The sequence below is a fragment of the Streptomyces sp. NPDC039462 genome (assembly GCF_055639375.1).
Genome location: NZ_JBVKAO010000003.1, coordinates 372,832 through 396,136 on the forward strand (window position 1 = coordinate 372,832; position 23,305 = coordinate 396,136).

The window sequence follows — 23,305 nt, forward strand, 5'->3', positions numbered from 1 at the left end:
GAACATGACCTACGCGATCACCCAGACCTGCTGCAGCGACGCCACCTGCGTCGCCGTCTGCCCGGTCAACTGCATCCACCCCACGCCGGAGGAGCGGGCGTTCGGCAGCACCGAGATGCTGCACATCGACCCGAAGACATGCATAGCCTGCGGCGCCTGCGCCGACGCGTGCCCCGTCGACGCGATCTTCCCGGTGGACAGCCTGCCCGCCGCACAGCAGGAGTACGCCGCGATCAACGCGGCCTACTACGAGGACGACCGGGAGAGCGGAAGGACCGAACCCGCTCCCGACGGGCCCAACTTCCACACCTGGGGCGAGCCGTCCTTCCCGCGCGTCCTGCCCGCGGACTTCGCCCCGCTGAAGATCGCCGTCGTCGGCACCGGCCCCGCCGGAATGTACGCCGTGCAGGACCTGCTGCTCCACACCAGCGCCGAGATCACCCTGATCGACCGGCTGCCGGTGGCCGGCGGCCTCGTGCGCCACGGCGTGGCACCGGACCACCCCGCCACCAAGAAGGTCGGCGACACCTTCGCGCGCTTCCACACGCACCCGAGGGTCCGGATGCACCTGGGCCTCGACGTCGGCACCGACGTCACTCCGGAGGAGGTCGCCGACCACCACGACGCGGTCATCTACGCCGTGGGCGCCTCGGCCGACCGGCGCCTCGCGGTCCCCGGCGAGGAACTGCCCGGCAGCCTCTCCGCGAGGGCGTTCGTCGCCTGGTACAACGCCTACCCGGACGCCACGCCGGACGGCATCGACCTGTCGGCGGAGCGCGTGATCGTCGTCGGCAACGGCAACGTGGCCCTGGACGTGGCGCGGATCCTGCTCGCCGACCCCGACACCCTCGCCCGCACCGACATCGCCGACCACGCGCTGCGGGCCCTGCGCGACAGCAAGGTGCGCGAAGTGGTCCTGCTCGCCCGGCGCGGCCCCGAGGACGCCGCGTACACCAGGTCCGAACTGCTCGCCCTCAAGCACCTGCCGGGCGTGGACCTGGTCGTCGACGACCACGACCCGCGCATCGCGGCCGCCGTGGACACCGCGGGCGAGAAGGACAAGGCGGCGGTCCTGCGGGACGTCACGCGCGCGCGGCAGGACTGGGAGCGGCCCCCGGCGCCGGGCCGCAGGACCGTGCTGCGCTTCCACTGCGAACCCGTCGAAGTGCTGGGCACGGACCGGGTCGACGCCGTGCGCGTCGCCGCCGAAGCGGGGGAGCGCACCATACCGGCGGGCCTGCTCCTGCGGGCCATCGGCTACCGCGGTGTCCCCGTCGCCGGGCTCCCCTTCGACGAGACCGACGGCACGGTGCCCCACGAGGGCGGCCGGGTCGACGGACGGCCGGGCACCTACGTCGTGGGCTGGATCAAACGCGGCCCCACCGGCGGCATCGGCGCCAACCGCACCTGCGCCGCCGAGACGGTCTCCACGCTCCTGGCCGACGCGGTCGCGGGCACCCTGCCCACCCCGCGGCACACCCCCAGGGCCTTCCACCGGCTGGCCCGCCGCCGCAACCGTCAGGTGGTCGACGCGCGGGGGCTGGCCGCCATCGAACGGGCCGAGATCACGCGCGGCCGCACCGCCGGCCGCCCCCGGGTCAAGCTGGCCACGGTCGCCGAACTCGTCGCCACGGCACGGTCGGCCCGCGCGGGCCTGCTGCGCTGAGCGCCGCGCCGCTCAGTCCACCGCCGACGTCTCGCCGACCGCGTACGCCTCCAGGCCCGCGGTCGCGAGGATGTCCGCGACGCACTCCGCCGAGCCGCCGACGTACGTGCTCACCAGACCGACGTCCCCGCCCACGCACCAGGCCCGGTCCTCGGGCCACCACAGGTCGGGCAGGTCAGGCACGCCTTCATGGGTGCCGGGCGCGGGGGAGTCGGCGTCGTCGAGGGGGCCGGCGAGCAGGACCTCCTCACGGCCAGGCGTGTGAAAGACGGGCACGTCACCCCATTCGACGTGCCCGTACCCGGCCCACAGCCCGTACCAGCAGCGGTCGGGGGTGCGGGTGTGCAGGGCCAGGACGGGGATCAGGGCGCGGGCCACGTCGGCGGGGGGCGGGCCCTCGTGCGGGTGCTCGTCCCAGACGCCAGGGACGGCCGGGGTGTCGTCGTTGCGGTACAGGAGACGGTCGTCGGCGCCGATCAGCTCGTGCCAGCGCGTCGCCGCGTCGACCGTCGCGCCGTACGCGGCGGCGGCCCGGTCCCACCGCACCGGCGCCGCGCCGAGCCGCGCCGGATGCAGGATCCGCGCGTACGCCTCGAAGCCGGGGGCGCACACCGCCGCGACCGTGCCGAACGCGGACGAGCCGAGGGGGCGTCGCTCCAGCCAGCGGGCGGGTGCGAGGTCGTGCCGCTCGACGCGGAGACGTCCGTAGCCGGTCGGGGGCGTAAGCCGGTCGGAGAACATGCCATCAGTGTCGCCTGCGACCGACAACAGAGCGGAACGGCAGAAGGCCCCGGTCTCCGTCACCGGAGGCCGGGGCCTTCTCTCGCGAGCGCTGGGCAGGCCTTGCACCTGCATCTCCCCACAGGAAGTGGGGCGCCTTTCCTTGGACCACCAACGCCGGGCCCGGCACCGTCTGTTCGGCGGCGAGCACATGATCGACTATACCCCACGGGAGGGGCGCGAGTGAAATCGCGGCGCGCTACCGCTGTCCGACTCGTCCCGCTCCCCCTACGATCGTCCGCATGCTGCTGCGCCGGAAGTCGCGGATGTTCATGGCCCTTGTCGTGGCGCTCGCCGCCGTTCTCGTCTGGTCGGCCGAGGGGAGCGCGTGGGCGGCGCCGCCCGGCGAGGACAAGCCCTCGCACGGCCGGCAACTGCTCTTCTACAACCACGCCTACGGAGTCGTGGACCGGGAGACCGCCGACGCCATCGAGCACTCCGCCTATCTGCGGGAGTTCGCGAACTTCCAGGTCCGCACCACGACCGGCTCCGGCGGACAGACCTGGACCGGCCGCTACCTCCTGGGCCGCGAGACCTACCTCGAACTGTTCGGGGTCGGTGACCTGCCCGGCAAGGACGGCGAGTTCGGCGCGGCCGGCATGGCCGTCTCGGTCGAGCGCGCGGGCGACCTGGCGACGGTGCGGGAACGGGTGCGGAAGCAGGGCATCACCCCGGCCGACTTCCTGCAGACGCGTGACTTCGGGGACGGCGTCCCCGTGCCGTGGTTCGACGGCTTCTTCGTCATCGAGGCCGACCAGTACGACTCCTTCGGCACCTGGGCGATGGAGTACCGGCCGGAGTACTTCGCCGACCCGCGCAGCAAGACCGAGCCGCCCGACCACCCGGGCGACGTCGGCCGCGAGCGCTATCTGAACGACGACTACCGCAAGCACCGCATGCGGGACGTGACGTCCCTGCGCCTCGCGGCCACCCCGCGCGACATCGCGAGCACGGTGCCGTTGCTGCGGGCCGGCGGGTTCGTCGTCCGTCCGCTGCCCGGTGGCGGCGCCGTCGCCCTGCGGGGCGGCACCACGATCCGGCTCGACGCGACGAGCCGCGCGGAGGCGGGCCTGCGGGAGGTCCGCTTCTCGCTCAACCACCCCGCCACACAGCGCCACGAGGAGCGGATCGGCCGGTCGACGCTCACGGTCGGACCGGGTGCCGAAGCCGTGTGGACGTTCGACGGCGCCCGGTAGCGACGCCGCCTGTCACCGCACGAGTACGAGGACGGGCCGCTCGGTATCAGGAGAGGCCCGGCTCCCGTACGACGTCGAGCACCGCACCGAGCTGCGCCGCGAGGGTGCCCGCGCGGGGCCGCAGGGAACCGTCGAAGGCGGCCGAACCGATCGTGAACGCGTCGGCCCCCGCCGCGGCGAGCTCCCGGATCCGGTCGGCGCCGGTGATGGAACCGGCGACGACCAGCCGTCCGGTGGTCGCGGCGCGGGCGGCACGGACGAGGTCCAGGGGGTCGGCTTCGGTGGCGCGGTACGCGAGGAGGTCGACGCCCGCGCAGCCCGCGGCCTCGGCCCGTCGGCAGTCCTCGGCGATGCGGGCCGGGGTTCCGGCGAGACGGGTGGGGTGGCCGAAGGGCTCCCCGGCGAAGGGCAGGTAGGCGGTGGACGTGCCGCGCAGGATGCGGAGGGTCTCCTCGATCCAGGTGCCGCCCATGAGGAGGTCGACGCCGAGTTCGACGGCGGTTCGTGCCGAGGCGAGGGCCTGGTCGCGGTCGGTGCTGACGACCTCCAGGCAGGTGGTGGCCCCGAACTCCCTGAGTGCGGCGTGCAGTCGGGTGAGTGTGTCGCGGTCGACGCCGATGTCCTTGAACCCGATGTGGGTGATGCCGAGGCCCCTGACGGCGTCGACGACGTCGAGGCAGTCGGTGACGGTGCGGTCGTCGCGAGTGAGCATGAAGATGAAGTCCACGGTGCTCCTGCGGTCTTGAGGGCGGATGTGGGGACCGGGAATCAGCGCGCGGAGAGCCGGTCGGCGTGGTGCAGCGCGGTGAGCAGGCTGGTGTGGTCGGCCCGGCCGCGGCCGGCGATGTCGAAGGCCGTGCCGTGGTCCACGCTGGTGCGGACGAACGGCAGGCCGAGCGTGATGTTCACGCCGTGTTCGAGCCCGAGGTATTTGACGGGGATGAGGCCCTGGTCGTGGTACTGCGCGACCACCGCGTCGAACTCCCCGGCGCGGGCCCGCATGAAGACGGTGTCGGCGGGCCACGGACCGCTGGCCCGGATGCCCTCGCTCCGGGCGGCCCGGACCGCCGGGGCGATGATGTCCGTGTCCTCGCGGCCGAACAGCCCGTTCTCGCCCGCGTGCGGATTGAGGCCCGCGACCGCGATGCGCGGAGCGGCCGGACCGCTCCCCTCCAGCGCGCGGTGGGTGAGCCGGATGACGGCGAGTTCGCGCTCGGTGTCGATCGCGTCGATCGCGGTGCGCAGGGGCTCGTGAACGGTCACAAGGACCACCCGCAGCTCCTCGTTGGCCATCATCATCGCGTAGTCGGTGGTGCCGGACAGGTCGGCCAGGATCTCGGTGTGCCCGGGATGGGGCACCCCGCCCAGGCGCAGCGCCTCCTTGTTGATCGGAGCGGTCACCAGGGCGCGTACGTGACCGTCCATGGCGAGCCGTGCTCCGCGGCGCACGTACTGGTAGGACGCGCTGCCCGCGCGTGCGTCGAGCGCGCCCCACGGTAGGCCGTCGGGGAGGTCGGTCTCGGCGAGCACGTCCACCGTGCCGGGCGCGTACTCGGCCTGGGCGATCGAGGCGACCGGGCGGACCGCGAGCCCCGTGCCGGCGAACCGGTCGGCGCGGGTGAGGACGCCCGGGTCGCCGATGACGACGACGGGCACGGTGCGCCGGGGGTCGGCGCACGCCTTCAGGGTGATCTCGGGGCCGATGCCGCAGGGGTCACCCATGCTGAGCGCGAGCGGGATCATGCGGGGGTCTCCTCGGTCGAGGGGTGCCGGACGAGGTGGCACAGGCGCACGAGCAGGTCGTCGTCGCCGAAGCCGCCCGCCTTGACGAGCACGGGCAGGGACGGTCTGCCGAACGGGGTGCCGCGGGCGACGCCGGGTTCGGGCTCGTCGGTCAGGTCGAGCCCGGTGACATCGAGAGCTTCGAGTACGGTCACGGCGGTCTCCCCGCCGGTGACGACGAGGGCGTCCACCAGGCCCTGCTCGGTCAGGATGCGGACGGCCGCGGCCAGCGAGCGGGCCAGTGCCCGTGCCGCCACCGGAGTGTGCCGCACGTCGGGCGTCTGGAGGGTGAGGACGGGCGCCGTCAGCTTCCGCAGGGCCTCCGCCGCGGCGGCCGCGTCACCGCCCACGGTGACGCCCCGCACCTCGTCCCGGCCGCGCAGCACCGCCAACTGCCGTCGCGTCGCGGGGCTGACGCTGCCGACGGCGACGAGCGGGCGCCGCGCCGGAGGGGGCGGTGCGGCGCCCGCGCCACCGGTGGTCGCGCACCGTCGGGCCAGCGCCGCCGCGAGGCCGGGCGAGCCGACCCACAGCACGTCGTCGAGGCGCGGCACCGCCGCCACGATCCGGTCCAGGTCACCGTCCTGCCGGGCGGAACAGACGATCAGCCGGCCGTCACCGATCAGCCCGGGCAGCGCGGCCGCCTCGTCCGCCCCGACCGGAGCCGCCTCGGGGAAGAGCGTCGTCAGGTCCGCGCACCGCACCGGGTGCACCGGGTCGCGGGCGTACGCGCTCTCATGGACCGGCACACCCCGCACGTACTGCACGCCGTCCACCGTCACCCTGCCCTCCGCGGGAAAGGCGGGCGCGATCACCACGGCCCGTCGCCGCGACCCCTCCCACGCGGCCCTGACCTCCGCCCCGACATGCCCGCGCAGCGTGGAATCCACCGTCTTGAACAGGAGTTGAGAACCGGTGCACAGGTGTGCCGCCCGCCGGGTGCGCGCGGCGGCGGCCGCCTCGTCCAGGAGACGGCTGCCGAGGTCGATCGCGGTCACCCCGGGGGCCGGGACGGGCGCCGCGGGAGCGGAGAACAGGATCCGTGCGGCGTGGCCCGTGCGGCGGAAGGGCGCCGCGCCGTCCCCGGCACTGGTGAGGTCGTCCGCAAGGACGGTGACGCGTGGCCCGGGCCCGTCGAGCGATGTCATGCCATGCCTCTCCGTCGGTCGGCTCGCTGTGACGGAATCAATGGTCGTGCAGCCGGAAAGGACAGGACAAACGATTCCTTGTCACGGGAGCTGTGACTAGAGTTCACGCATGCGCTGGCCGGACCTTCCGCCCCCGAACACCCTGCTGCCCTTCGAGGCCACCGTCCGGCACGCGAGCATGACCGCGGCCGCACAGGAACTGCACGTGACGCACGGCGCGGTGAGCCGGCAGATCCAGAACCTGGAGCGGGCCCTCGGCGTCTCCCTCTTCGAGCGCGGGACGCGCGCCCTGCGCCCGACACCGCAGGCACGCCAACTGGCCGCCGTCGTCAGGGACGCGCTCGACCAGATCGACGCCACCGCCCGGCAGATCTCACGGCGTGCGCCGGCCGGACCCCTCACCCTGTCGTGCGAGCCGACGCTCCTGATGCGCTGGCTCATCCCACGCCTGCCCGACCTGACGGCGAGCGCGCCGGATGTCACCGTCCACCTGTCCGCCGGGGGCGGCCCGGTCTTCTTCGAACGGGACGGCATCGACCTCGCGATCCGCCGCGACGACTTCCCGTTCCCCGACGACGTGCACCGCACCCGCCTGTTCGGCGAGCGGATCGGCCCGGTGTGCCGGCCCGACCTCGCGGCCCGTCTCGCCGACGCCACCGGCGTGACGGACACCGTTCTCCTGCACGCCGCCACGAGGCCGGGGGCCTGGGACGACTGGCGGCGCCTCACCGGCAGGACGGCGGCCGAGGCCGCGCAGCAGACGCAGACACTGGAGCACTTCTATCTGACCGTCCAGGCCGCCGTGGCCGGTGTCGGCGTCGCCATCGCGCCCTACGCCGTCGTCCGCGACGACCTGGAGCGGGGCCAACTCGCCGCCCCCTTCGGCTTCGTGGCCGACGGGACCGGCTACCACCTGCTCAGCCGCCGACCGCCCGAGCAGGACCGCCGCGTACACCTGCTGACGTCGTGGCTGCGCACCCGGACGGCCGGACTGGAACCCGGTCAGCCGAGATAGTTCGTACGGCCTTCGTCGTCGAGCTCGAAGGGGCCGTCGGGGATGATGCAGAACTCATTGCCCTCGGGGTCGGCCATCACCAGGAAGCCGCCGTCGGCGTACTCCTCCAGCCTGCGTCCGCCGAGCGCCTCGACCCGCCGCTGTTCGGCGGCCGGGTCGGGCGAGGAGAGGTCGAAGTGCAGACGGTTCTTGCCGGGCTTCGGGGCGTCGCTGCGCTGGATCCCCACGCCCAGGCCGTTCTCCCGGCGCAGCCATACGTACGGTCCCGTGCGGCCCACGACCGGCCTGTCCAGCAGCTCGGACCAGAACGCGGCGAGCCGCTCGGGGTCGGCGGCGTCGATGATGAGGGCGTTGATCTGCACCAGGTGATCCTCTCGAAGCGTGGTCTTCGGCCGTCCACCCCACACTCGCAGATCGCGCCGCCCACGCCCTAGCTCTCCGAGCCCTCCGCCGACGACGCGATCTCCGCGAGGGAGAGCCCCAGCTCGTCGTGGAGGAAGCGCACGACCGTCCAGTGCGGCAGGGCGTCCTCGTCGTACGGGCCGAACGCGGCGGTGTAGAGGGGGATCCACCGCAGCGCCTCCTCGGCGGCCGTCTCGCGGCCCGGCGCCTGCTGGTAGGCGTCGTAGGACACGCTCCGGTGGTGGATGAAGTGGCCGCCGGGCAGGCGCTGCTCGCACAGCTCCCGGTACTCACGGGTCTGCAGGATGAGGTAGTGCCAGATCTCGTCGATGTCCTGCTCGACGGGGAGGAAGAGGCCGCCGAGCCGGTCGGGGTGGCGGGAGACCAGGTAGAGGTAGCGGAGGCATTCGCGGACCTGGTGCCTGATGTACGAGGCGTCCGGGGCGTCGGGCTTCGCCGCGAAGTGCCGGACCACCTCGTCGTACAGGGCGGTGCCGAGCAGCTCCTCGGCGGTGGGCGCGGGCGCGTTCGGCGCGGGTGCGTGCATGGGGGTTTCCTGTCGGTTCGGCGCTAGGACGTGGTCAGCCAGGCGTACTTGCCGGAACGCCCGATCGGTACGTGGGTGACGTGCTCCACACGGCAGGTGCGGCCCGTCAACTCACTGACGGTCGAGCCGAGTTCGGCGTCCTCGGCGGGGGAGAGCGGCTTCTCGTCGAAGGTCGTGCACCGCAGCACGCCCCGGTCCTCGCCCGTCAGGTGCAGCTGGTGCAGGAAGACCCGGGGCGACGCGGCCGTGACCCGCGCGTCGAGGTCGGCCTGTGCGACGGGGCCGCCGGGCGTCGGCAGCAGTTCCTTCTCGCGGCCGCAGAAGGAGACGATCCGCTCGGGGTCCGTGCTTCCGTCATGGGTGCGGACACAGTCGCCGGACCGGTAGCGGACCAGCGGCATGTACGGATTGCGGATGCTGGTGACGATGAGGCTGTGGATTCCGCTGCCCGGCTCCACCGGGATCAGCTCCACGCTCATGTCGTGCAGATAAGGGCGGTAGCGGCCGTCCTCGGCGCTGTAGAAGAGGTAGCCCAGTTCCGTGCTGCCGAAGAGGTCGACGATCGGGCAGTCGAAGTGGGCGCGCAGATACGCGCGGACGTTCAGCGGTGTGTACTCGTAGGCGTGGACGATGCCGGCCGGCCGGGGGAACCGGTCCCACAGGTCCCACTCGTCGACCTTCCTGACCAGATGCGCGAGGTGGTAGCCGGAGCAGTCCAGGAGGTACGAACCCCGCGGGTGCGCGGCGCTCACCTCGCGGATCTCGGCGAGCATGCGCTCGACCTCGGCACGGTCCCAGTCCGCCGGGTCCAGACGGCGGTTGAGGTACAACGTCCGGTCGTCGAGCCAGCGTTCGCCCGGGGTGGCCCCCGGCTTACGGGCGTTGACGCGCGCCACGTGCTCGGTGGCGAGGACGGTGGTCAGTGAGATCCGCCGGGCGCCCTCGTGCCAGAGGGGGCCGAGGTCGGGGTGTTCGCTCCACAGCCGGTAGTAGGAGCGGAGCAGGAAGTACGGCGGCCGGATGAGCTGCATGCGGGCGTGGTTGGTGCCGGTGGACAGCACGAACTCCGCCTCGCCGGACTCCAGGGCGCGTTCGAGCCCGGGGGTCATCCAGTTGGCCGGGAAGTCCCGGGCGATCTCCGGCTTCTCCAGGATCGGGAAGTCGCCGCGCTCGACGGACGCGCGGTAGAGGGGGATGTCCCGGACCTTGTCCAGGACGTCGGCGCTCGGCAGGCGATTCAAGGGGGCTCCGGGGTGCGGGGGGTGGGGAGTGAGGGGCGGGGCGGTGGCCGCTGCGGCCACCGCCCCGCCGGGTCACTGCGTCAGGAGATACAGCCGGTCTTGCCGGTGGCGCTGATGCAGCCGCTCTTCGGCGTCGCGCTGATGCAGCCCTCCTTCACGCCCTGGGCGGAGTTGGCGGCGACCCACTTCCGCCACACGGACTCCTCCGTCATGCGCTTGATGAGCTGTTCCACGGTGAAACCTCCATGGTTGACCGGCACGCTGTGCCGAGGGGTGGGACACCGGGCGGCGAGCATGTCGCGCTCGCCACCCGGAGCAGGGGGAATTCGGAGAGCGGCAGGCGGTGTGAGGGGGGCGTCAGGCCCCGGCCTCGGCCACCGGACGTGTCTTCATCCGGACGGCTTCCGTACCGCTGTCGTTGTGCCGCAGGGCCCAGTTCTCCAGCGTCGTGCGGCAGGCGTGGTCCAAGTGCCGGACCTCCGTGAGGTCCAGCTCGATGGGCCGGTCCTGCGGCATGGCTTCCAGCGTCTCCAGGATGCGGGGGAGCCGCAGGAAGGTGGCGTTCCCTGTGAGGGTCACCACCATCCGCCCGTCGGTCAACTCCCGTACGTCCAGGTGGATGTGGGAGGTCTCCCAGGCGGCCTTGACCACGGCGAGGACCAGGCCGAGGACCACGCCCTCGAACATGTTGGTCACCACGATGGCGATCGCCGTGACGGAGAGGACCACGGCCTCGCCGCGGTGGGCGCGGGCGAGCGGGACGATCTCCTTGAAGGGGATCAGCTTGCAGCCCGCGTGCACCAGGACGCCGGCGAGCGCCGCCAGCGGGATGATGCCGAGCGCGGCCGGCAGGAGCACCGCGAACAGCAGGAGCCACACGCCGTGCAGGATCCGGGAGAGCGGGGTGCGGGCGCCCGCCTGGACGTTGGCGGAGCTGCGGACGATGACCGCGGTCATCGGCAGGGCGCCGAGCACCCCGCACACCGTGTTGCCGACGCCCTGGGCGACGAGCTCCTTGTCGTACTGCGTGCGCGGCCCGTCGTGCATGCGGTCCACGGCCGCCGCGCTGAACAGCGACTCGGCGGACGCGATCAGGGTGAACGCGAGGACGGTGCCGAGCACGGCCACGGTGCCCAGGTCCGCCAGGTCGCCGAGGCCGGGCGGCTGGATGGCGTCGACCATGCCGCGCACCGACACGTTGGCCACGTCGAGGCCGAATCCGGCGGTGACGGCGGTGGCGAGGGCGACGGCGGCCAGCGGGGCGGGCACCACGCGTGCCGCGGCGGGCAGTTTCGGCCAGAGGACGAGGACGGCGATGGTGCCGATGCCGATGCCGAGGGCGGCGGCGGTCAGTGCCGTGGTGTCCTGCACGGTGTCGGCGAGCAGCCCGGGCACTCCGGTGATCTTGTCGACACCGGAGCGCGGCTGCTCGGCCCCGGCCATGGTGTACAGCTGGCCGAAGATCAGCACGAGGCCGATGCCCGCCAGCATGCCCTGGACGACGGAGACGGATATCGCGCGGAACCAGCGCCCGCAGCGGAGCAGGCCGAGGACGATCTGGAGCGCTCCGGTGAGGAGCACGATGGCGCCCAGCATGCTGAGCCCGAACTCGCGTACGGCTTCGAAGACCAGCACGGTCAGTCCGGCGGCGGGCCCACTCACCTGCAGGGCACTGCCCGGCAGGCAGCCGACGACGATTCCACCGACGATGCCGGTGACGAGGCCGAGCTCGGCCGGCACGCCGGAGGCGACCGCCACGCCGACGCACAGCGGCAGGGCGACCAGGAAGACGACGAGTGAGGCGAGTATGTCCCGACGCAGCACGCCCGGTTCGCGCAGGGCGCTGAAGGGCGAGCGGAGGGGGGAGGAAGGGGAAGGAAGCGAGGACATGAGGGTGGGGGTCCTGTCGTGTGGGTGGGCCGGTCAGGGGAGAGCGGCGGCACTCACAGAGGACTGAACGACGGCCGGCCGGTGTCCGACGGCCGGTGGGCGGTGACGATGCCCGTGTGGACTTCGTAGTACCAGGCGTGCAGCGTGAGTGAGCCTTCGGCGAGGCGCTCCTGGACGCAGGGGTACGCCCGCAGCCGCTCCACCTGGGCGAGCACGTGTGTCTGCACGGCTTCCGCCACGTCCGCAGAGGTGGGGGTGAGAGAGCGCAGGGCGTCGTCGGGGGCGACGGAGTGCTCCAGCCAGTCGCGCACCGCCGGCACGGCCGACAGGTCCTCGCGCCGCACCAGCGCGCCCACCGCGCCGCAGTGGGAGTGTCCGCAGACGACGATGTCGCGGACGCCGAGGACGCACACCGCGTACTCGATGGTGGCTGCCTCGCTCATGGGGCCGCTGTCGGGGTGGGTGCCGCCGGCGGGGTAGGGCGGGACGATGTTGCCCGCCGTGCGGAGTTCGAAGAGTTCGCCGGGACGTGCTCCGGTGATCAGGGCCGGTACGACGCGTGAGTCCGAGCACGTGACGAACAGGGCTTCCGGGGACTGCCCGGCGCCGAGGGCCTGGAAGGCCGCTGCGTTCCGGGGGTCTGCCACGTGCGTCGTGGCGAACGAACGGGCGTTGGCTATCAGTGACTTCAAGGTGGCCTGCCTCCTGCGTCGCTTCGGCGGTGCCGGGACGCGGTGTGGTCGGGTCGATGGTGACGGTGGGGCGGCACGGGCCCGCCGTGACGGCGGGTCGCTGTCGCCCCGGTCAGCCTGTACGGCTGTCGTGTCACCCACTTTGCCATCGCATTACGGTGAGATGACAGAGCAAAATCCTGCCAAAGGTTGAGTAATAAGCGCCTCTCAACTGGGAATTGATCCAGTAATCAACCGTTGGGTAAAGATCGTGGGGGAGGTTGTGTGCGGTATGTGAAGCGATTCCGTTCGCCCGGCATTGCAGTCGCACCGCTGCGACGGACCGCCGCCGGGCACGTAGAGGAGAGTTGGACAGGGCATGCCGGAAACCTCGTTCCAGGGCCAAGCCGTCGACACCGAACCGGCTCCGCACGTGTTTCTCGTCGTCGGGATTCCGGGATCCGGGAAGAGTTCGGTGTCGGACGGTCTGGCCCGGCGGTTTCCCCTCGGCGCGCACATCGAGGGTGACCACCTCCAGGACCTCATCGTCTCGGGCGGCCGCCTGCCCACGCCGGAGGAGGACGTGGAGGCGGACCGTCAACTGCTGCTGCGGGCACGCAACGCGGCGGCCTTGGCGCGCAGCTTCCACGCGGCCGGTGTCGTGCCCGTCATCGACGACGTCGTCGTCCGGCGCGCGCACCTGGAGTTCTACCGGGAGCACCTGAAGGGCCTGCCGCTGCGGCTGATCGTGCTGGCGCCCTCGGTGGAGGTCGTGTCCCGGCGGCTCACCGCACGGGACAAGGTCCTCGCGGACGACTGGTCCTTCCTGGACCGGGCGATGCGGAGCGAACTCGCGGGCGAGGGCGAGTGGTTCGACAGCTCGGAGATGTCTCTGGACGAGACGATCGACGCCATCCGCACCGGCCCGCCCTCGACGCGTACGGCCCGCGTCAGCGGACGGTGACCTGCACGACGTTCGAGACGGCGCCCCCGCCGACGATGCGGATCTTGTTGAGGCCCTTGATGCCGAGCTTGACCCGCAGGTTGTAGGCCCCGGCCCTGTTGGTCTTCATCCGGATCGGCAGCGACACCCAGCGCTTCTTCTGCAGTTGCTGCAGCGTCACCTGCGTCCCCGCCCGCATCCCGGTGCTGGAGCCGTAGACCCGGAACTGCTCCCACGCCTTGATCGATCTGACCGTGGCCTTCGCCGTCAGGGTCGCTTTCTTGGGTGCCGCGTGCTGACCGTGGGCGGGGGCTGCCGGGTCGGCGACGGCCAGGGACGCGGTCACCGGAGCGGCGCAGAGCAGCAGACCGGCGGAGAGGGCGACGGTACGGGACAGGGCGGGACGCATGAGCACTCCAGGGTGGGTTCGGTGTACGACCCGCCCACCGTAGGGAGAAAAAGGGCTTTTCTACTGAAATGACATGCGGAGAAACGGGTGGCGCGCGAGAGCGGCCGCGCCTTGGTGGGACAGGGACGCGGCCGCGCACATGCTCGGCTCAGCGCGCGGCCCAGGCCAGCACGCCGCCGAGGACGAACAGCAGGCACATGGCGATGTTGGTCCGCTTGTAGGCGACGAGGACGGCGGCGAACTCGCGGATCGTCGCGTTGGGCCAGAAGTACGCCGCCGTGGTCGAGCCGACGACCTGACCCCTGACGCCGATCCGCCGGGCCGTGAGCGCGGCCCTGAACGCGTGATAGTTGTTCGTCACGACGACGCACCGGTAGTCCGGATCGGACTTCTCCATGATCGCCTTGCTGAACCGCAGGTTCTCCTCGGTCGTGGTCGACCGGTCCTCGCGTTCGATCAGGTCGGCGGGGAAGCCGCGCTCCGTCAGGAAGTCGGCCATCGCGTGGGACTCCGGCACGTCCTCGTCCGGCCCCTGCCCTCCGGACGTGATGAGGACGGGCGCGCCACCGCGCTTGCTGAGCAGCGCGTGCACCTCCTGCGCCCGCAGGAGCCGGCTCGCCAGCAGCGGCGGCACCGTGGACCCGCCGATGAGGCCGGAGCCCAGCACGACCACGAAGTCGGCCTTGCGGCGGATGCGCAGCCGGCCGTAGAGGAACGCGTACACGACGAAACTCAGGAACAGGAACGAGACGTAGCAGGCGAGGCCGAGCGCCGCCACGCCCACGCCGATCATCACCGGCGTCCGCAGGATGGCCGCCGTGACCGCCAGGGCCACGACGGCGACAATGCACAGGGCGCCCATCAGGGAGAGCATGTTGGTGGGGCTTCTGCCCTCCTTGCGCACCATCCGCAGGCCGTTGAGGAAGAGCAGCCACACGAGCACCAGGATGCCCACGCCGCCGAGGACGAGCAGTGAGACGGCCACGACCAGCCCCGATGTGGAGCCGGACGAGACCAGTTCGTACATCCAGGCCGCAAGCCCGCAGAGCGCGGCGAGCCCGAGCAGCACCGCGTTGCCGAACCGGCGGCGCTCGCGCACCATGCGCCAGCAGAAGACGAGGAAGAGCAGCGCCGCCGGGGCGTAGATCAAAGTCCGCACAGTCACAGTCGGCTCAGCGGATCACGTCGAAGACGTTCTTCTGCAGACCGTTGGCGTAGGCCTCGTGCTCGACGAGCTTCAACTTCTGGGTGTCCTTGTCCGTGTCGCTGAACAGCCGCTTCCCCGCGCCGAGCAGCAGGGGGAACACGAGCAGGTGGTACCGGTCGATGAGGCCGGCGTCCGAGAGGCTCCGGTTGAGAGCGGCGCTGCCGTGCACGATGATCGGGCCGCCCTCCGTCTCCTTCAGCGCGGCGACCTCGTCGAGCGAGCGCAGGATCGTGGTCTCGCCCCAGTCCGCCACCAGGTCGCCCTCGCCGAGGGTGGTGGAGACGACGTACTTGGGCATCGGCTTGTAGTCGGCGAAGTCCGCCATGTCCGGCCAGACCTGGCTGAACGCCTCGTAGCTGACCCGGCCCAGCAGCATCGCGGTGGCCTCCTGCTGCTCCCGGCCCTTGATCTCGAACGCCTCCGGGACGAACTCGATGTCCTTGAACGTCCACCCGGAGTTCCGGTAACCGGGCTCGCCGCCGGGGGCCTCCACGACGCCGTCGAGCGAGACGAAGGCGGTGCTGATCAGCGTGCGCATCTGAGTTCTCCTGAAGGTCTGGGCCGTCGATTATCACTGATGACCGCGGGACGTGGAGAAACTCATCGATCTTCGCCCGCCTCGTCGGGCGCGCGCCGGGTCAGCGGCGTCCGCGCAGCCGGGAGAGGAGCGAACGGGCCTGCGCGCGCTTGCGCGGGTCGGCGGCGGCCCGGCGCACGGAACTGACGGTCCGTCGGCCCTGCGGGGTGCGGCTGTACGCCCTGATGCGTGCGAGCAGTCCGGCCATGAGGTCCTCCTGGGGCTCTCACCGCCGAGGCGGTGGGTGTCGTCGGGTTGTCTCGGGATTCCTGTTCCCCGTACCCCGAGCGGATCCTCGAAACCGTGTCTGAGTGTGTGCATTGGGGGCAGCCGGAAGGCATGGCTGTTCTCAGGAAATGCGCACGCCCGATGCTCGCCTCCGTCTTCGTCACCGGCGGGCTGCACACGCTCAGGGACCCGCAGCGCGTGGCCCCGGCCGCCGAGCCCGTCACGGCTCCGGTGAGCTCCCGCATCCCCTGGCTCACGGAGGACCCGGAGCGCCTCGTCCGCATCAACGGTGCCGTTCAGCTGGGCGCCGGCCTGATGCTCGCCACCGGGCGCCTGCCGCGCGTGGCCGCCCTCGCGCTGGCGGGCACCCTCGTGCCGACCACCCTGGCCGGGCACGCCTGGTGGAAGGAGAAGGACCCCGAGCAACGGGCCGCCCAGCGCACCCAGTTCATCAAGAACGTCTCGCTGCTCGGCGGGCTGCTGCTGGCGGCGGCGGACACCCACGGCAAGCCGTCGGTCGCGTACCGCACCCGGAGCGCGGCGGTCAGCGGCCGACGGGCGGCCCGCCGCACCCGGCGCGAGGCCGCGCACACGCTGAGCGGCGTGGCGGGGAACGCGGCCGGGGCGGTCCGCTCGGCGTCCGCGAGCGCCCAGCAGGCCGTCACGCGCCACTTGTGAGCGCCGGGGGTTCCGGGGGTGATTCACCCATCAACTCCGGGGCACCCGGGGGCTTATGACGATACGTGAAGAGCCGGGCGGCGAGCCCGGCATGGGGGAGATGGAGCGCGGTACCGCGCAGCGTCTCGAGGCGCGCCACCGGATGTGGACGCTCGCGTGGAGCGCCCTGTGCGTTCTGTTCGCCGTGTGGTCGCTGGCCTGGGGGGTCGGCGCGGCGACGGGCGCGTCCAACGCGTGGGCGTACAGCTTCGCCGGACTCGTGCTGCTGGCGTGCGCGCTGTGGGCGCGCCGCTCGGCCGTCCGCAACAGCCCGCCGCGGCATCTGTGACGGACGGCCGGGCACCTGTGACGGACGGCCGGGCACCTGTGACGGGCGGTCGCGACACCTGTGACGGGCGGCCGCACCGCTCCCCAGGTGTGTAACGGGCATACGCGGATACGCTCCACATATGAGACATCATGATCTCCTTGTCCTCGGCGCGGGCACCGGCAACGCGCTGATCGACGACCGCTTCTCGCATCTGGACGTGGCTCTCGTCGCGGAGGGCCCCTTCGGCGGCACCTGCCTGAACGTGGGCTGCATCCCCAGCAAGATGCTCGCCGTGACGGCGGAAGTGGCCGACACCGTCCGCGAGGCCGAACGGCACAACGTACGGGCGAAACCCGACGGAGTCTCCTGGGCGGGCGTCCAGGAACGCGTCTTCGGGCGGCTCGACGCCGTCGCGCGCGAAGGCGAGGAAGGCCGCCGCGCGTCGGACTTCGTGACCGTGTACCGCGGGCGTGCCCGGTTCACCGGGGAGCGCGAGCTCCTGGTGGAGGCGGCGGACGGGACGGAACAGGTCGGCGCGGACCGGATCGTCGTCGTCGCGGGCGGCCGCCCCGCGGTCCCGCCGGTGGTCGCGGAGTCCGGGCTGCCCTATGAGACGTCCGACACCGTGATGCGGCTCGACGAGGTGCCCGAGCGCATGGTGGTGCTCGGCGGCGGCTACATCGCCGCCGAACTGGCACACGTCTTCCACGCCGCGGGCACCGCGGTCACCGTCGTCGAGCAGCAGGACCGGCTGCTCTCCGAGCAGGACGAGTCGATCGCGGCGGCCTTCACCGACATCGTGCGCGACAGCTACGACCTGCGTCTCGGCCGGGAGCTGACGCGCGTGGAGGGAAGCCCCGGACAGCTGCGGCTGACTCTCGACGACGGTTCCGTCCTCGAAGCGGACACGTTGCTCGTCGCCGCTGGCCGCAAGCCGAACAGCGACCGGCTCGACCTGGACCGGGCCGGCATCACCTGCGACGACAAGGGCCTGATCGAGGTCGACGCGCAGCTGCGCACCAGCGCCGCCGGGGTCTGGGCGCTCGGCGACATCGCCGCCGGGCCGCCCTTGAAGCACGTGGCCAACCGCGAGGGCGAGGTGGTGGCCCACAATCTGCTGCACCCCGACGAGCCGCGCACGATGTCCTACGACGTCGTGCCCGCCGCCGTGTTCGCGCGCCCCGAGATCGCCCAGGTGGGGCTCACCGAGCAGGAGGCCCGTGAGCAGGGCCGGGACTACGTGGTCGGTTCGTGCCGGTACGAGGATGTGGCGTACGGCTGGGCGCTCGAGGACGGCCAGGGCTTCTGCAAGGTGCTGGCCGACCGGGGCTCGGGCCGTCTGCTCGGCGCGCACGTGCTCGGCCCGCAGGCCGCCACGCTCATCCAGCCGCTGGTCCTCGCCATGACCTTCGGCCTTTCGGCCCGGGACGTCGCCGCCCGCCCGCTGTGGATCCATCCGGCCCTCACGGAGGTCGTCGAGAACGCCCTCCTTGATGTGGCGCCCGACAACCGGCGGCGACCACCGTCCATGTGACGCGGCGACAGCTGAGGCAGAACCACGGGAGGCCCTTCGGAGGGCCTCCCGTTTGCATGCCATGACCAAGATTAAGTTAGGTTAGCCTTGCCTCAGTACGCAGGGGTCGACGGGCCTGCCGTGCTGTCGGCACCCGTTTTCGAAGGAGAGCCATCCGATGAGCCAGACCCTGTCGCCCGAGCGCGTCCGCGCCGACATCGCGGAGCTGCTCGACTGCGAACCCACCGAGATCGCTCCCGGCGACGACCTCTTCGACCTCGGTCTCGACTCGGTGCGGATCATGACGCTGGTCCAGCGCTGGCGTGCGGCGGGGGCGACCGCGCTGGAGTTCCCCGACCTCGCCGAGCAGCCCGAACTCGGCCACTGGACGGAGCTCCTGACGGGACGTGCCGCGTGAGCCGGGTCGACCACCGGCACCGGCACCTGGACCGGATCGCCGAGGTCCGCGCGGGCCTGCACGCCGAGAAGGTGGGCTACCCGATCGGCATCCGGGAGGTCGAGGTCGTCCGCACCGCCATGGTCGGTACCGGTCTGCTGAGGTTGACCCTGGGCGGGCCCGGCACCGAGGGTTTCGAGGCGCACGCCCCGGACGAGCACGTGAAGCTCGTGTTCCCGGAGCCGGACGGCTCGCTGCGGCTGCCCGAGCGGAACGGGGCGATGCTGCGCTGGCCGCGACCTGCCCCCACCTCGCGGGAGTACACCGTGCGCCGGTACGACCCGGTGACCGGTGAGCTCGACATCGACATCGTGCCGCACGACGGCGGGCTCGCGTCGGACTGGGCGCACGCGGTCGAGCCGGGAGCCGTCGTGCACGTCGCCGGACCGCCCGGCGGACTGATCGTCCCGCACACCTACGACCGCTATCTCCTCGCGGGCGACATCACGGCGCTGCCCGCGATCGCCCGCTGGCTGGAGGAGCTGCCCCGGACGGCGCGGGGCTGGGCGTTCGTCGAAGTCGCCGACGCCGGCGAGGAGATCGAGCTGTCCGCGCCCGAGGGCGTCGAGGTGCGCTGGCTGCACCGGGGCGACGCCCCGGCGGGCACGGGTGGCGCGCTGGAACGGGCCGTGACCGCCGTGACCGTGCCCGAGGGCGAGCGGGTCTACGTGTGGGTCGCCGGCGAGGCCGGGCAGATCAAGCCGCTGCGCCGCTGGGTCCGCGATGTGCTCGGACTGGACAAGGCCGACCACGACATCACCGGCTACTGGAAGCGCGGCGTCGCCGACTTCGACGAAGACGACCACTGACCCACTGTCACTGATGCCTCATCCAAGCAACAAGGAGCGTAAAAACATGTCCATACGCAGATCGTCGGCCCTGATCGGCGCCGTGGCGCTGGCCCTGGTGGTGACCGGATGCGGGTCGTCGGACGGTGGATCGGACGACTCGGGCAAGGGGAAGACCCGGGTCTTCGCCGCCGACAACGGCAAGATCACCATCCCGGCCGACCCGAAGCGTGTGGTGGCCACCGGCTACGCCGTCCCGGCCATGATCGAGGGCGGCGCCCCGCTCGTCGGCATCTCGTCGTGGAAGCGCGGCGAGCCGATGATGAGCAAGCAGGACCTCGCCACGTACAAGAAGACGCCCAAGGTGGCGGGCGAGCTGGCGACCGAGACCAACTACGAGGCCATCGCCGAGGCCGAGCCCGACCTGATCGTCATCGGCGTCCCCGCCCCCGTACTCGGCGACATCGACGTCAAGCGGCTCGAGGGCATCGCCCCGGTCGTGGCGATCGGCCCGACCGTGCCGTCCGCGTGGCGCAAGCTGACGCACAAGCAGTCCGACGCGGCGGGCGCGCTCAAGAAGTTCGACGCCGCAAAGGACACGTACGAGGCCAAGGCCGGCGAGCTGGCCAAGAAGTACAAGGACGTGCTCCCGAAGCTCAAGCTCGGCCACGTCGGCGCGTACGGCGAGACCGCGAAGGGCACCTTCCAGCGGGAGTTCGGCGGTTCGTGGGGCACCAACATCGCCGAGGACATCGGCGCCAAGTACTACGGCAAGGTCAAGAAGCCGGGACCCGGCTCCAAGGCGGTCAGTGAGTACCCGTCCATCGAGGAGCTCCCGGCCGCGCTCGGCAAGGCCGACGCCATCACCTACTCGGTCAACGCCGACGGCAGCATCCCCCAGCCGGTGAAGTACGTCATGGACTCGAAGCTCTGGAAGAACCTGCCCGCCGTCAAGGCCGGCAAGACCTTCCCGATCCGCTACACCGAGGCCGCGACCTACGGGCAGGCCATGAAGACCCTGGACGCGATCGACACGTCGTTCGCGCCCCTCCTGAAGCGGTGACCGTCGCGGGCCGCGCCTCCGAGGCGGCCGTGACCAGACGGGCCGTCCCGCAGACCGGCCTGCTCATCGGCGGCCTCGTCCTGCTGGCCGTCGTCGCCGTGCTCAGCATCGGCGTCGGAGCCCGCTCCGTCGCCCCCGGCGAGGTCCTGCGGGCCCTCTTCGACTACCGGGGCACCGACGACCACGTCGTCGTGCGCGACGTCCGGGCGCCACGGGCGCTGCTCGCCGTCGCGGTGGGCGCCGCCCTCGCGGTGGCGGGCGCGCTCATCCAGACCCTGGCCCGCAACCCGCTGGCCGAGCCCGGCATCCTCGGGGTCACCGCGGGCGCCGGGTTCTCCATCACCATCGGCTCGGCACTCGGCCTGACGGCCGGTCAGGCGGGCGAACTGGGCTTCGCGGTCCTCGGATCCGTCGGCGCGGCGCTCCTCGTCGCCGCCGTCGGACGGCACTCGCCGCTGCGTCTGGTGCTCGCAGGCGTGGCCCTGACCGCCGTCCTGAGCGGCGTCGCACTGGGCCTGCGGCTGATGCTCCCCGACACCTTCGACGCGTACCGGTTCTGGTCGGTCGGCTCCCTCGCGGCACGCGAACAGGCGCCGCTGGCCCTGCCGTTGACCGTCATCGGGGCCGCCCTGCTCGGCGCCCTGCTGCTCAGCCGGGCGCTCAACGCCCTGTCGCTCGGCGAGACCGTCGCGCACACCCTGGGCGCGAACGTCAGCCGGGTGCGGGCTGCCGCACTCGTACTGATCACCGTGCTCAGCGGCGCGGCGACAGCGGTCGCGGGACCGATCCTCTTCGTCGGCCTGATCGTGCCGCACCTGGTGCGCCGACCCGCCGGAGGCTCGGTGCCATGGCTCATCCTCCATTCGATGGTGCTCGGCCCGATCCTGCTCCTCGTCGCCGACATCGGCTCGCGGGTGCTGCTCCCCACCGGCGAGGTGCCGGTGGCCGTCGTGACCGCGTTCCTCGGCGGACCCATGCTGATCTGGGCCGTCCGCCGCTACGGGGCGGGGGCACTGTGAGCACACTCGTACTGAAAGCCGAACGCCGCACCGTGCTGCTCGTCGCGGCCCTGGCCACCCTGATGCTCGGCCTCGGCCTGCTCGGGCTGTGCTACGGCGCGTCCTGGTCCACGCCCGGCGAGGTGTTCGCCTCGCTGACCGGCACCGACCGCTCCGTGGTGATCTCCGACTGGCGGCTGCCGCGCGTCCTCGCCGGACTGGTCTTCGGCGCCGCGCTCGGCGTGGCCGGGGCGATCTTCCAGAACCTCACGCGCAACCCGCTCGGCAGCCCCGACGTGATCGGCCTCGACGCCGGCGCCTACACCGGCGCCCTGGTCGCCCTCACCGTCCTGTCGGGCACATCCGCCCAACTGGCCACAGGATCCGTGCTCGGCGGACTGCTCGTCGCGGCCGTGATCTACCTGCTCTCGTTCGACCGGGGCTTCTCCGGACTGCGCCTCGTGGTGATCGGCATCGCCGTCAACGCGATGGTGACCGCCGTCAACTCGTGGATCGTGCTCCGCGCCGACCTGGAGGTGGCGATCGCCGCCGTCGGCTGGAGCGCGGGCTCACTCGCCGGCGTGGGCTGGGACGACCTCGGCATCCCCTTCGCGGTGATCGCCGTGCTCCTCGCCCTCATGGCGTCGCGGGCCCACGCCATGCACCAGGCGTCGCTCGGCGACGCGATCGCGGTCACCACCGGCGTCGCACTCAACCGGCTGCGCCTGCTGATGGTCCTCGTCGGCGTCGGCTGCACGGCCACCGTCACCGCGGTCGCGGGACCCATCGCGTTCATCGCCCTCGCCGCCCCGCAGATCGGGCGCAGGCTCGCGGGCGCCGCCGGAGTGCCGCTGCTCCCGGCCGCGCTGACCGGAGCGGTACTGCTCCAAGGCGCCGACCTGATCGCCCAGATGCTCCTCGCGCCGGTCGCCCTGCCGGTCGGCGTGGTGAGCACCGCGATCGGCGGCTGCTACCTGATCTGGCTGCTGACCAAGGAGGTGGGGCGCGCGTGACCGCACGCCTGACCGCGCGGGACATCACCCTGCGCTACGGAGACCGGGTGGTGTCCACACGGCTGAGCCTCGACGTCCCCGACGGCGCGTTCACCGCCATCGTGGGCCCCAACGCCTGTGGAAAATCCACCCTGTTGCGCGCGCTCGTGCGCCTGCTGCGCCCCGCCGACGGACACGTGCGGTTCGACGACCGCGACGTCGGCGGCTACCCGGCCAAGGCACTGGCCAGGCAACTCGGCTTCCTGCCGCAGGACCCGCTGGCCCCCGACGACATCAAGGTCCGCCACCTGGTGGGCCGCGGCCGGTTCGCCCACCAGTCGCTCCTCGCGCTCCGGTCGCCCGACGACGAGGCGGCCGTCACCGAGGCGATGGCCGCCGCCGGCGTCGCGGACCTGGCCGACCGGCCGGTGCAGGAGCTGTCCGGCGGACAGCGCCAGCGCGTGTGGATGGCCATGGTCCTCGCCCAGCGGACGCCCTACCTGCTGCTCGACGAACCGACGTCGTTCCTGGACATCACGCACCAGTACCAACTGCTCGGCCTGCTCGCCAGGCTGCGCGACGAGGGCCGCACGGTGATCGCCGTCCTGCACGACATCAACCAGGCGTGCCGCTTCGCCGACCACTTGGTCGCCATGAAGGACGGCCGGGTGGTCGCCGAGGGCGACCCCGGGGACATCGTGGACGCCGCGCTGATCAAGGACGTGTTCGACCTGCCTAGCGTCATCGTCCCCGACCCGGTGACCGATACGCCGATGGTCGTCCCCACACTGCAAGGAGAGTAAG

27 protein-coding genes are annotated in these 23,305 nt (G+C 72.1%); 13 read left to right on the forward strand and 14 right to left on the reverse strand.

The features are described 5' to 3' along the window. The first annotated feature begins 4 nt into the window (after positions 1–4). Positions 5–1,666 carry an FAD-dependent oxidoreductase gene (locus ACZ7LU_RS18875; protein ID WP_471917299.1) on the forward strand — a complete coding sequence of 554 codons (1,662 nt, stop codon included), beginning with the start codon at positions 5–7 and terminating at the stop codon, positions 1,664–1,666. A 12-nt stretch (positions 1,667–1,678) separates the two neighbouring features. On the opposite strand, the gene ACZ7LU_RS18880 is transcribed toward ACZ7LU_RS18875, so the two are convergent. Continuing rightward, on the reverse strand, positions 1,679–2,407 hold the full coding sequence (locus ACZ7LU_RS18880) for a hypothetical protein (RefSeq protein WP_471917300.1): 729 nt from the start codon (positions 2,405–2,407) through the stop codon (positions 1,679–1,681). A 281-nt stretch (positions 2,408–2,688) separates the two neighbouring features. Between ACZ7LU_RS18880 and ACZ7LU_RS18885 the strand changes: the two genes are divergently transcribed. After that, the gene (locus ACZ7LU_RS18885; RefSeq protein ID WP_471917301.1) at positions 2,689–3,642 is read left to right on the forward strand and encodes a DUF5829 family protein; all 954 of its coding nucleotides are present in this window, start codon (positions 2,689–2,691) and stop codon (positions 3,640–3,642) included. 46 nt (positions 3,643–3,688) lie between these two features. Here the strand turns inward: ACZ7LU_RS18885 and ACZ7LU_RS18890 are convergent, their stop codons facing one another. The 3 genes from ACZ7LU_RS18890 to ACZ7LU_RS18900 are packed head-to-tail and all read right to left on the reverse strand — an operon-like array spanning position 3,689 to position 6,572. Beyond that, the gene (locus tag ACZ7LU_RS18890) at positions 3,689–4,369 is read right to left on the reverse strand and encodes a HisA/HisF-related TIM barrel protein (protein ID WP_471917302.1); all 681 of its coding nucleotides are present in this window, start codon (positions 4,367–4,369) and stop codon (positions 3,689–3,691) included. Between the two features lie 41 nt (positions 4,370–4,410). Continuing rightward, a complete protein-coding gene (pdxA, locus tag ACZ7LU_RS18895) occupies positions 4,411–5,385 on the reverse strand; it encodes a 4-hydroxythreonine-4-phosphate dehydrogenase PdxA (RefSeq protein ID WP_471917303.1) in 975 nt (324 codons plus the stop codon). Next, positions 5,382–6,572 (reverse strand): four-carbon acid sugar kinase family protein, encoded by a 1,191-nt coding sequence (locus ACZ7LU_RS18900; protein ID WP_471917304.1) that lies wholly within the window; start codon positions 6,570–6,572, stop codon positions 5,382–5,384. The genes pdxA and ACZ7LU_RS18900 overlap by 4 nt, the downstream gene beginning before the upstream one ends. A gap of 109 nt (positions 6,573–6,681) precedes the next feature. On the opposite strand from ACZ7LU_RS18900, the gene ACZ7LU_RS18905 reads away from it, so the two are divergent. Next, complete coding sequence (locus ACZ7LU_RS18905) at positions 6,682–7,587, forward strand: LysR family transcriptional regulator (RefSeq protein ID WP_471917305.1); 906 nt, start codon at positions 6,682–6,684, stop codon at positions 7,585–7,587. On the opposite strand, the gene ACZ7LU_RS18910 is transcribed toward ACZ7LU_RS18905, so the two are convergent. The 6 genes from ACZ7LU_RS18910 to ACZ7LU_RS18935 all read right to left on the reverse strand — a co-directional run bounded on the left by ACZ7LU_RS18910 (position 7,575) and on the right by ACZ7LU_RS18935 (position 12,359). After that, positions 7,575–7,949 (reverse strand): VOC family protein, encoded by a 375-nt coding sequence (locus ACZ7LU_RS18910; RefSeq protein WP_471917306.1) that lies wholly within the window; start codon positions 7,947–7,949, stop codon positions 7,575–7,577. The two genes, ACZ7LU_RS18905 and ACZ7LU_RS18910, sit on opposite strands and share 13 nt — an antisense overlap. A gap of 68 nt (positions 7,950–8,017) precedes the next feature. After that, positions 8,018–8,536, reverse strand: a complete 519-nt coding sequence (locus ACZ7LU_RS18915) for a glycine-rich domain-containing protein (RefSeq protein ID WP_468563135.1) — start codon at positions 8,534–8,536, stop codon at positions 8,018–8,020. A 23-nt stretch (positions 8,537–8,559) separates the two neighbouring features. Next, positions 8,560–9,777, reverse strand: a complete 1,218-nt coding sequence (locus ACZ7LU_RS18920; protein WP_471917307.1) for a phenylacetate--CoA ligase family protein — start codon at positions 9,775–9,777, stop codon at positions 8,560–8,562. An 80-nt stretch (positions 9,778–9,857) separates the two neighbouring features. Next, positions 9,858–10,010, reverse strand: coding sequence for a hypothetical protein (locus ACZ7LU_RS18925; protein WP_468718885.1), 153 nt, complete (start codon positions 10,008–10,010; stop codon positions 9,858–9,860). Between the two features lie 124 nt (positions 10,011–10,134). After that, entirely contained in the window at positions 10,135–11,667 is a 1,533-nt protein-coding gene (locus ACZ7LU_RS18930; protein WP_471917308.1) for a SulP family inorganic anion transporter, read from the reverse strand. 53 nt (positions 11,668–11,720) lie between these two features. Beyond that, positions 11,721–12,359 (reverse strand): carbonic anhydrase, encoded by a 639-nt coding sequence (locus tag ACZ7LU_RS18935; RefSeq protein WP_471917309.1) that lies wholly within the window; start codon positions 12,357–12,359, stop codon positions 11,721–11,723. Positions 12,360–12,717: 358 nt separating this feature from the next. Here ACZ7LU_RS18935 and ACZ7LU_RS18940 point away from each other — a divergent pair, with 358 nt between their 5' ends. Beyond that, a complete protein-coding gene (locus ACZ7LU_RS18940) occupies positions 12,718–13,302 on the forward strand; it encodes an AAA family ATPase (RefSeq protein WP_471917310.1) in 585 nt (194 codons plus the stop codon). On the opposite strand, the gene ACZ7LU_RS18945 is transcribed toward ACZ7LU_RS18940, so the two are convergent. The 4 genes from ACZ7LU_RS18945 to ACZ7LU_RS18960 all read right to left on the reverse strand — a co-directional run bounded on the left by ACZ7LU_RS18945 (position 13,289) and on the right by ACZ7LU_RS18960 (position 15,682). Further along, positions 13,289–13,690, reverse strand: coding sequence for a hypothetical protein (locus ACZ7LU_RS18945; RefSeq protein ID WP_398308044.1), 402 nt, complete (start codon positions 13,688–13,690; stop codon positions 13,289–13,291). The two genes, ACZ7LU_RS18940 and ACZ7LU_RS18945, sit on opposite strands and share 14 nt — an antisense overlap. A gap of 148 nt (positions 13,691–13,838) precedes the next feature. Further along, the gene (locus ACZ7LU_RS18950) at positions 13,839–14,792 is read right to left on the reverse strand and encodes a YdcF family protein (RefSeq protein WP_471917762.1); all 954 of its coding nucleotides are present in this window, start codon (positions 14,790–14,792) and stop codon (positions 13,839–13,841) included. A gap of 70 nt (positions 14,793–14,862) precedes the next feature. Beyond that, positions 14,863–15,435: a dihydrofolate reductase family protein gene (locus ACZ7LU_RS18955; RefSeq protein ID WP_471917311.1), complete on the reverse strand. Its 573-nt coding sequence runs from the start codon at positions 15,433–15,435 to the stop codon at positions 14,863–14,865. Positions 15,436–15,535: 100 nt separating this feature from the next. Next, positions 15,536–15,682 carry a hypothetical protein gene (locus ACZ7LU_RS18960; RefSeq protein WP_362989886.1) on the reverse strand — a complete coding sequence of 49 codons (147 nt, stop codon included), beginning with the start codon at positions 15,680–15,682 and terminating at the stop codon, positions 15,536–15,538. A 131-nt stretch (positions 15,683–15,813) separates the two neighbouring features. Between ACZ7LU_RS18960 and ACZ7LU_RS18965 the strand changes: the two genes are divergently transcribed. From ACZ7LU_RS18965 to ACZ7LU_RS19005, 9 genes are all read left to right on the forward strand, one after another. Continuing rightward, the gene (locus tag ACZ7LU_RS18965; protein WP_398308040.1) at positions 15,814–16,380 is read left to right on the forward strand and encodes a DoxX family protein; all 567 of its coding nucleotides are present in this window, start codon (positions 15,814–15,816) and stop codon (positions 16,378–16,380) included. 55 nt (positions 16,381–16,435) lie between these two features. After that, complete coding sequence (locus tag ACZ7LU_RS18970; protein WP_398308038.1) at positions 16,436–16,708, forward strand: hypothetical protein; 273 nt, start codon at positions 16,436–16,438, stop codon at positions 16,706–16,708. Between the two features lie 121 nt (positions 16,709–16,829). Further along, a complete protein-coding gene (locus ACZ7LU_RS18975) occupies positions 16,830–18,224 on the forward strand; it encodes a mycothione reductase (protein WP_471917312.1) in 1,395 nt (464 codons plus the stop codon). A gap of 157 nt (positions 18,225–18,381) precedes the next feature. Continuing rightward, positions 18,382–18,621 carry a phosphopantetheine-binding protein gene (locus tag ACZ7LU_RS18980; protein WP_468090042.1) on the forward strand — a complete coding sequence of 80 codons (240 nt, stop codon included), beginning with the start codon at positions 18,382–18,384 and terminating at the stop codon, positions 18,619–18,621. Then, the gene (locus tag ACZ7LU_RS18985; RefSeq protein WP_468309878.1) at positions 18,618–19,469 is read left to right on the forward strand and encodes a siderophore-interacting protein; all 852 of its coding nucleotides are present in this window, start codon (positions 18,618–18,620) and stop codon (positions 19,467–19,469) included. Before ACZ7LU_RS18980 ends, ACZ7LU_RS18985 begins: the two co-directional genes overlap by 4 nt. 46 nt (positions 19,470–19,515) lie before the next feature. Then, a complete protein-coding gene (locus tag ACZ7LU_RS18990) occupies positions 19,516–20,511 on the forward strand; it encodes an ABC transporter substrate-binding protein (RefSeq protein ID WP_471118520.1) in 996 nt (331 codons plus the stop codon). Next, complete coding sequence (locus ACZ7LU_RS18995; RefSeq protein ID WP_468718890.1) at positions 20,508–21,530, forward strand: FecCD family ABC transporter permease; 1,023 nt, start codon at positions 20,508–20,510, stop codon at positions 21,528–21,530. Before ACZ7LU_RS18990 ends, ACZ7LU_RS18995 begins: the two co-directional genes overlap by 4 nt. A 62-nt stretch (positions 21,531–21,592) precedes the next feature. Continuing rightward, entirely contained in the window at positions 21,593–22,522 is a 930-nt protein-coding gene (locus tag ACZ7LU_RS19000; RefSeq protein WP_468310239.1) for a FecCD family ABC transporter permease, read from the forward strand. Then, entirely contained in the window at positions 22,519–23,304 is a 786-nt protein-coding gene (locus ACZ7LU_RS19005; protein ID WP_468090034.1) for an ABC transporter ATP-binding protein, read from the forward strand. Before ACZ7LU_RS19000 ends, ACZ7LU_RS19005 begins: the two co-directional genes overlap by 4 nt. Position 23,305: the final 1 nt, after the last annotated feature.

Excerpts from the sequence above, each read along its gene's own strand:
- ACZ7LU_RS18875 (WP_471917299.1), top strand. The coding sequence starts at position 5 with ATGACCTACGCGATCACCCAGACCTGCTGCAGCGACGCCACCTGCGTC.
- ACZ7LU_RS18880 (WP_471917300.1), bottom strand. The coding sequence starts at position 2,407 with ATGTTCTCCGACCGGCTTACGCCCCCGACCGGCTACGGACGTCTCCGC.
- ACZ7LU_RS18885 (WP_471917301.1), top strand. The coding sequence starts at position 2,689 with ATGCTGCTGCGCCGGAAGTCGCGGATGTTCATGGCCCTTGTCGTGGCG.
- pdxA (WP_471917303.1), bottom strand. The coding sequence starts at position 5,385 with ATGATCCCGCTCGCGCTCAGCATGGGTGACCCCTGCGGCATCGGCCCC.
- ACZ7LU_RS18900 (WP_471917304.1), bottom strand. The coding sequence starts at position 6,572 with ATGACATCGCTCGACGGGCCCGGGCCACGCGTCACCGTCCTTGCGGAC.
- ACZ7LU_RS18905 (WP_471917305.1), top strand. The coding sequence starts at position 6,682 with ATGCGCTGGCCGGACCTTCCGCCCCCGAACACCCTGCTGCCCTTCGAG.
- ACZ7LU_RS18915 (WP_468563135.1), bottom strand. The coding sequence starts at position 8,536 with ATGCACGCACCCGCGCCGAACGCGCCCGCGCCCACCGCCGAGGAGCTG.
- ACZ7LU_RS18930 (WP_471917308.1), bottom strand. The coding sequence starts at position 11,667 with ATGTCCTCGCTTCCTTCCCCTTCCTCCCCCCTCCGCTCGCCCTTCAGC.
- ACZ7LU_RS18940 (WP_471917310.1), top strand. The coding sequence starts at position 12,718 with ATGCCGGAAACCTCGTTCCAGGGCCAAGCCGTCGACACCGAACCGGCT.
- ACZ7LU_RS18945 (WP_398308044.1), bottom strand. The coding sequence starts at position 13,690 with ATGCGTCCCGCCCTGTCCCGTACCGTCGCCCTCTCCGCCGGTCTGCTG.
- ACZ7LU_RS18950 (WP_471917762.1), bottom strand. The coding sequence starts at position 14,792 with ATGGTGCGCGAGCGCCGCCGGTTCGGCAACGCGGTGCTGCTCGGGCTC.
- ACZ7LU_RS18955 (WP_471917311.1), bottom strand. The coding sequence starts at position 15,435 with ATGCGCACGCTGATCAGCACCGCCTTCGTCTCGCTCGACGGCGTCGTG.
- ACZ7LU_RS18960 (WP_362989886.1), bottom strand. The coding sequence starts at position 15,682 with ATGGCCGGACTGCTCGCACGCATCAGGGCGTACAGCCGCACCCCGCAG.
- ACZ7LU_RS18965 (WP_398308040.1), top strand. The coding sequence starts at position 15,814 with ATGGCTGTTCTCAGGAAATGCGCACGCCCGATGCTCGCCTCCGTCTTC.
- ACZ7LU_RS18970 (WP_398308038.1), top strand. The coding sequence starts at position 16,436 with ATGACGATACGTGAAGAGCCGGGCGGCGAGCCCGGCATGGGGGAGATG.
- ACZ7LU_RS18975 (WP_471917312.1), top strand. The coding sequence starts at position 16,830 with ATGAGACATCATGATCTCCTTGTCCTCGGCGCGGGCACCGGCAACGCG.
- ACZ7LU_RS18980 (WP_468090042.1), top strand. The coding sequence starts at position 18,382 with ATGAGCCAGACCCTGTCGCCCGAGCGCGTCCGCGCCGACATCGCGGAG.
- ACZ7LU_RS18990 (WP_471118520.1), top strand. The coding sequence starts at position 19,516 with ATGTCCATACGCAGATCGTCGGCCCTGATCGGCGCCGTGGCGCTGGCC.
- ACZ7LU_RS19000 (WP_468310239.1), top strand. The coding sequence starts at position 21,593 with ATGCTCGGCCTCGGCCTGCTCGGGCTGTGCTACGGCGCGTCCTGGTCC.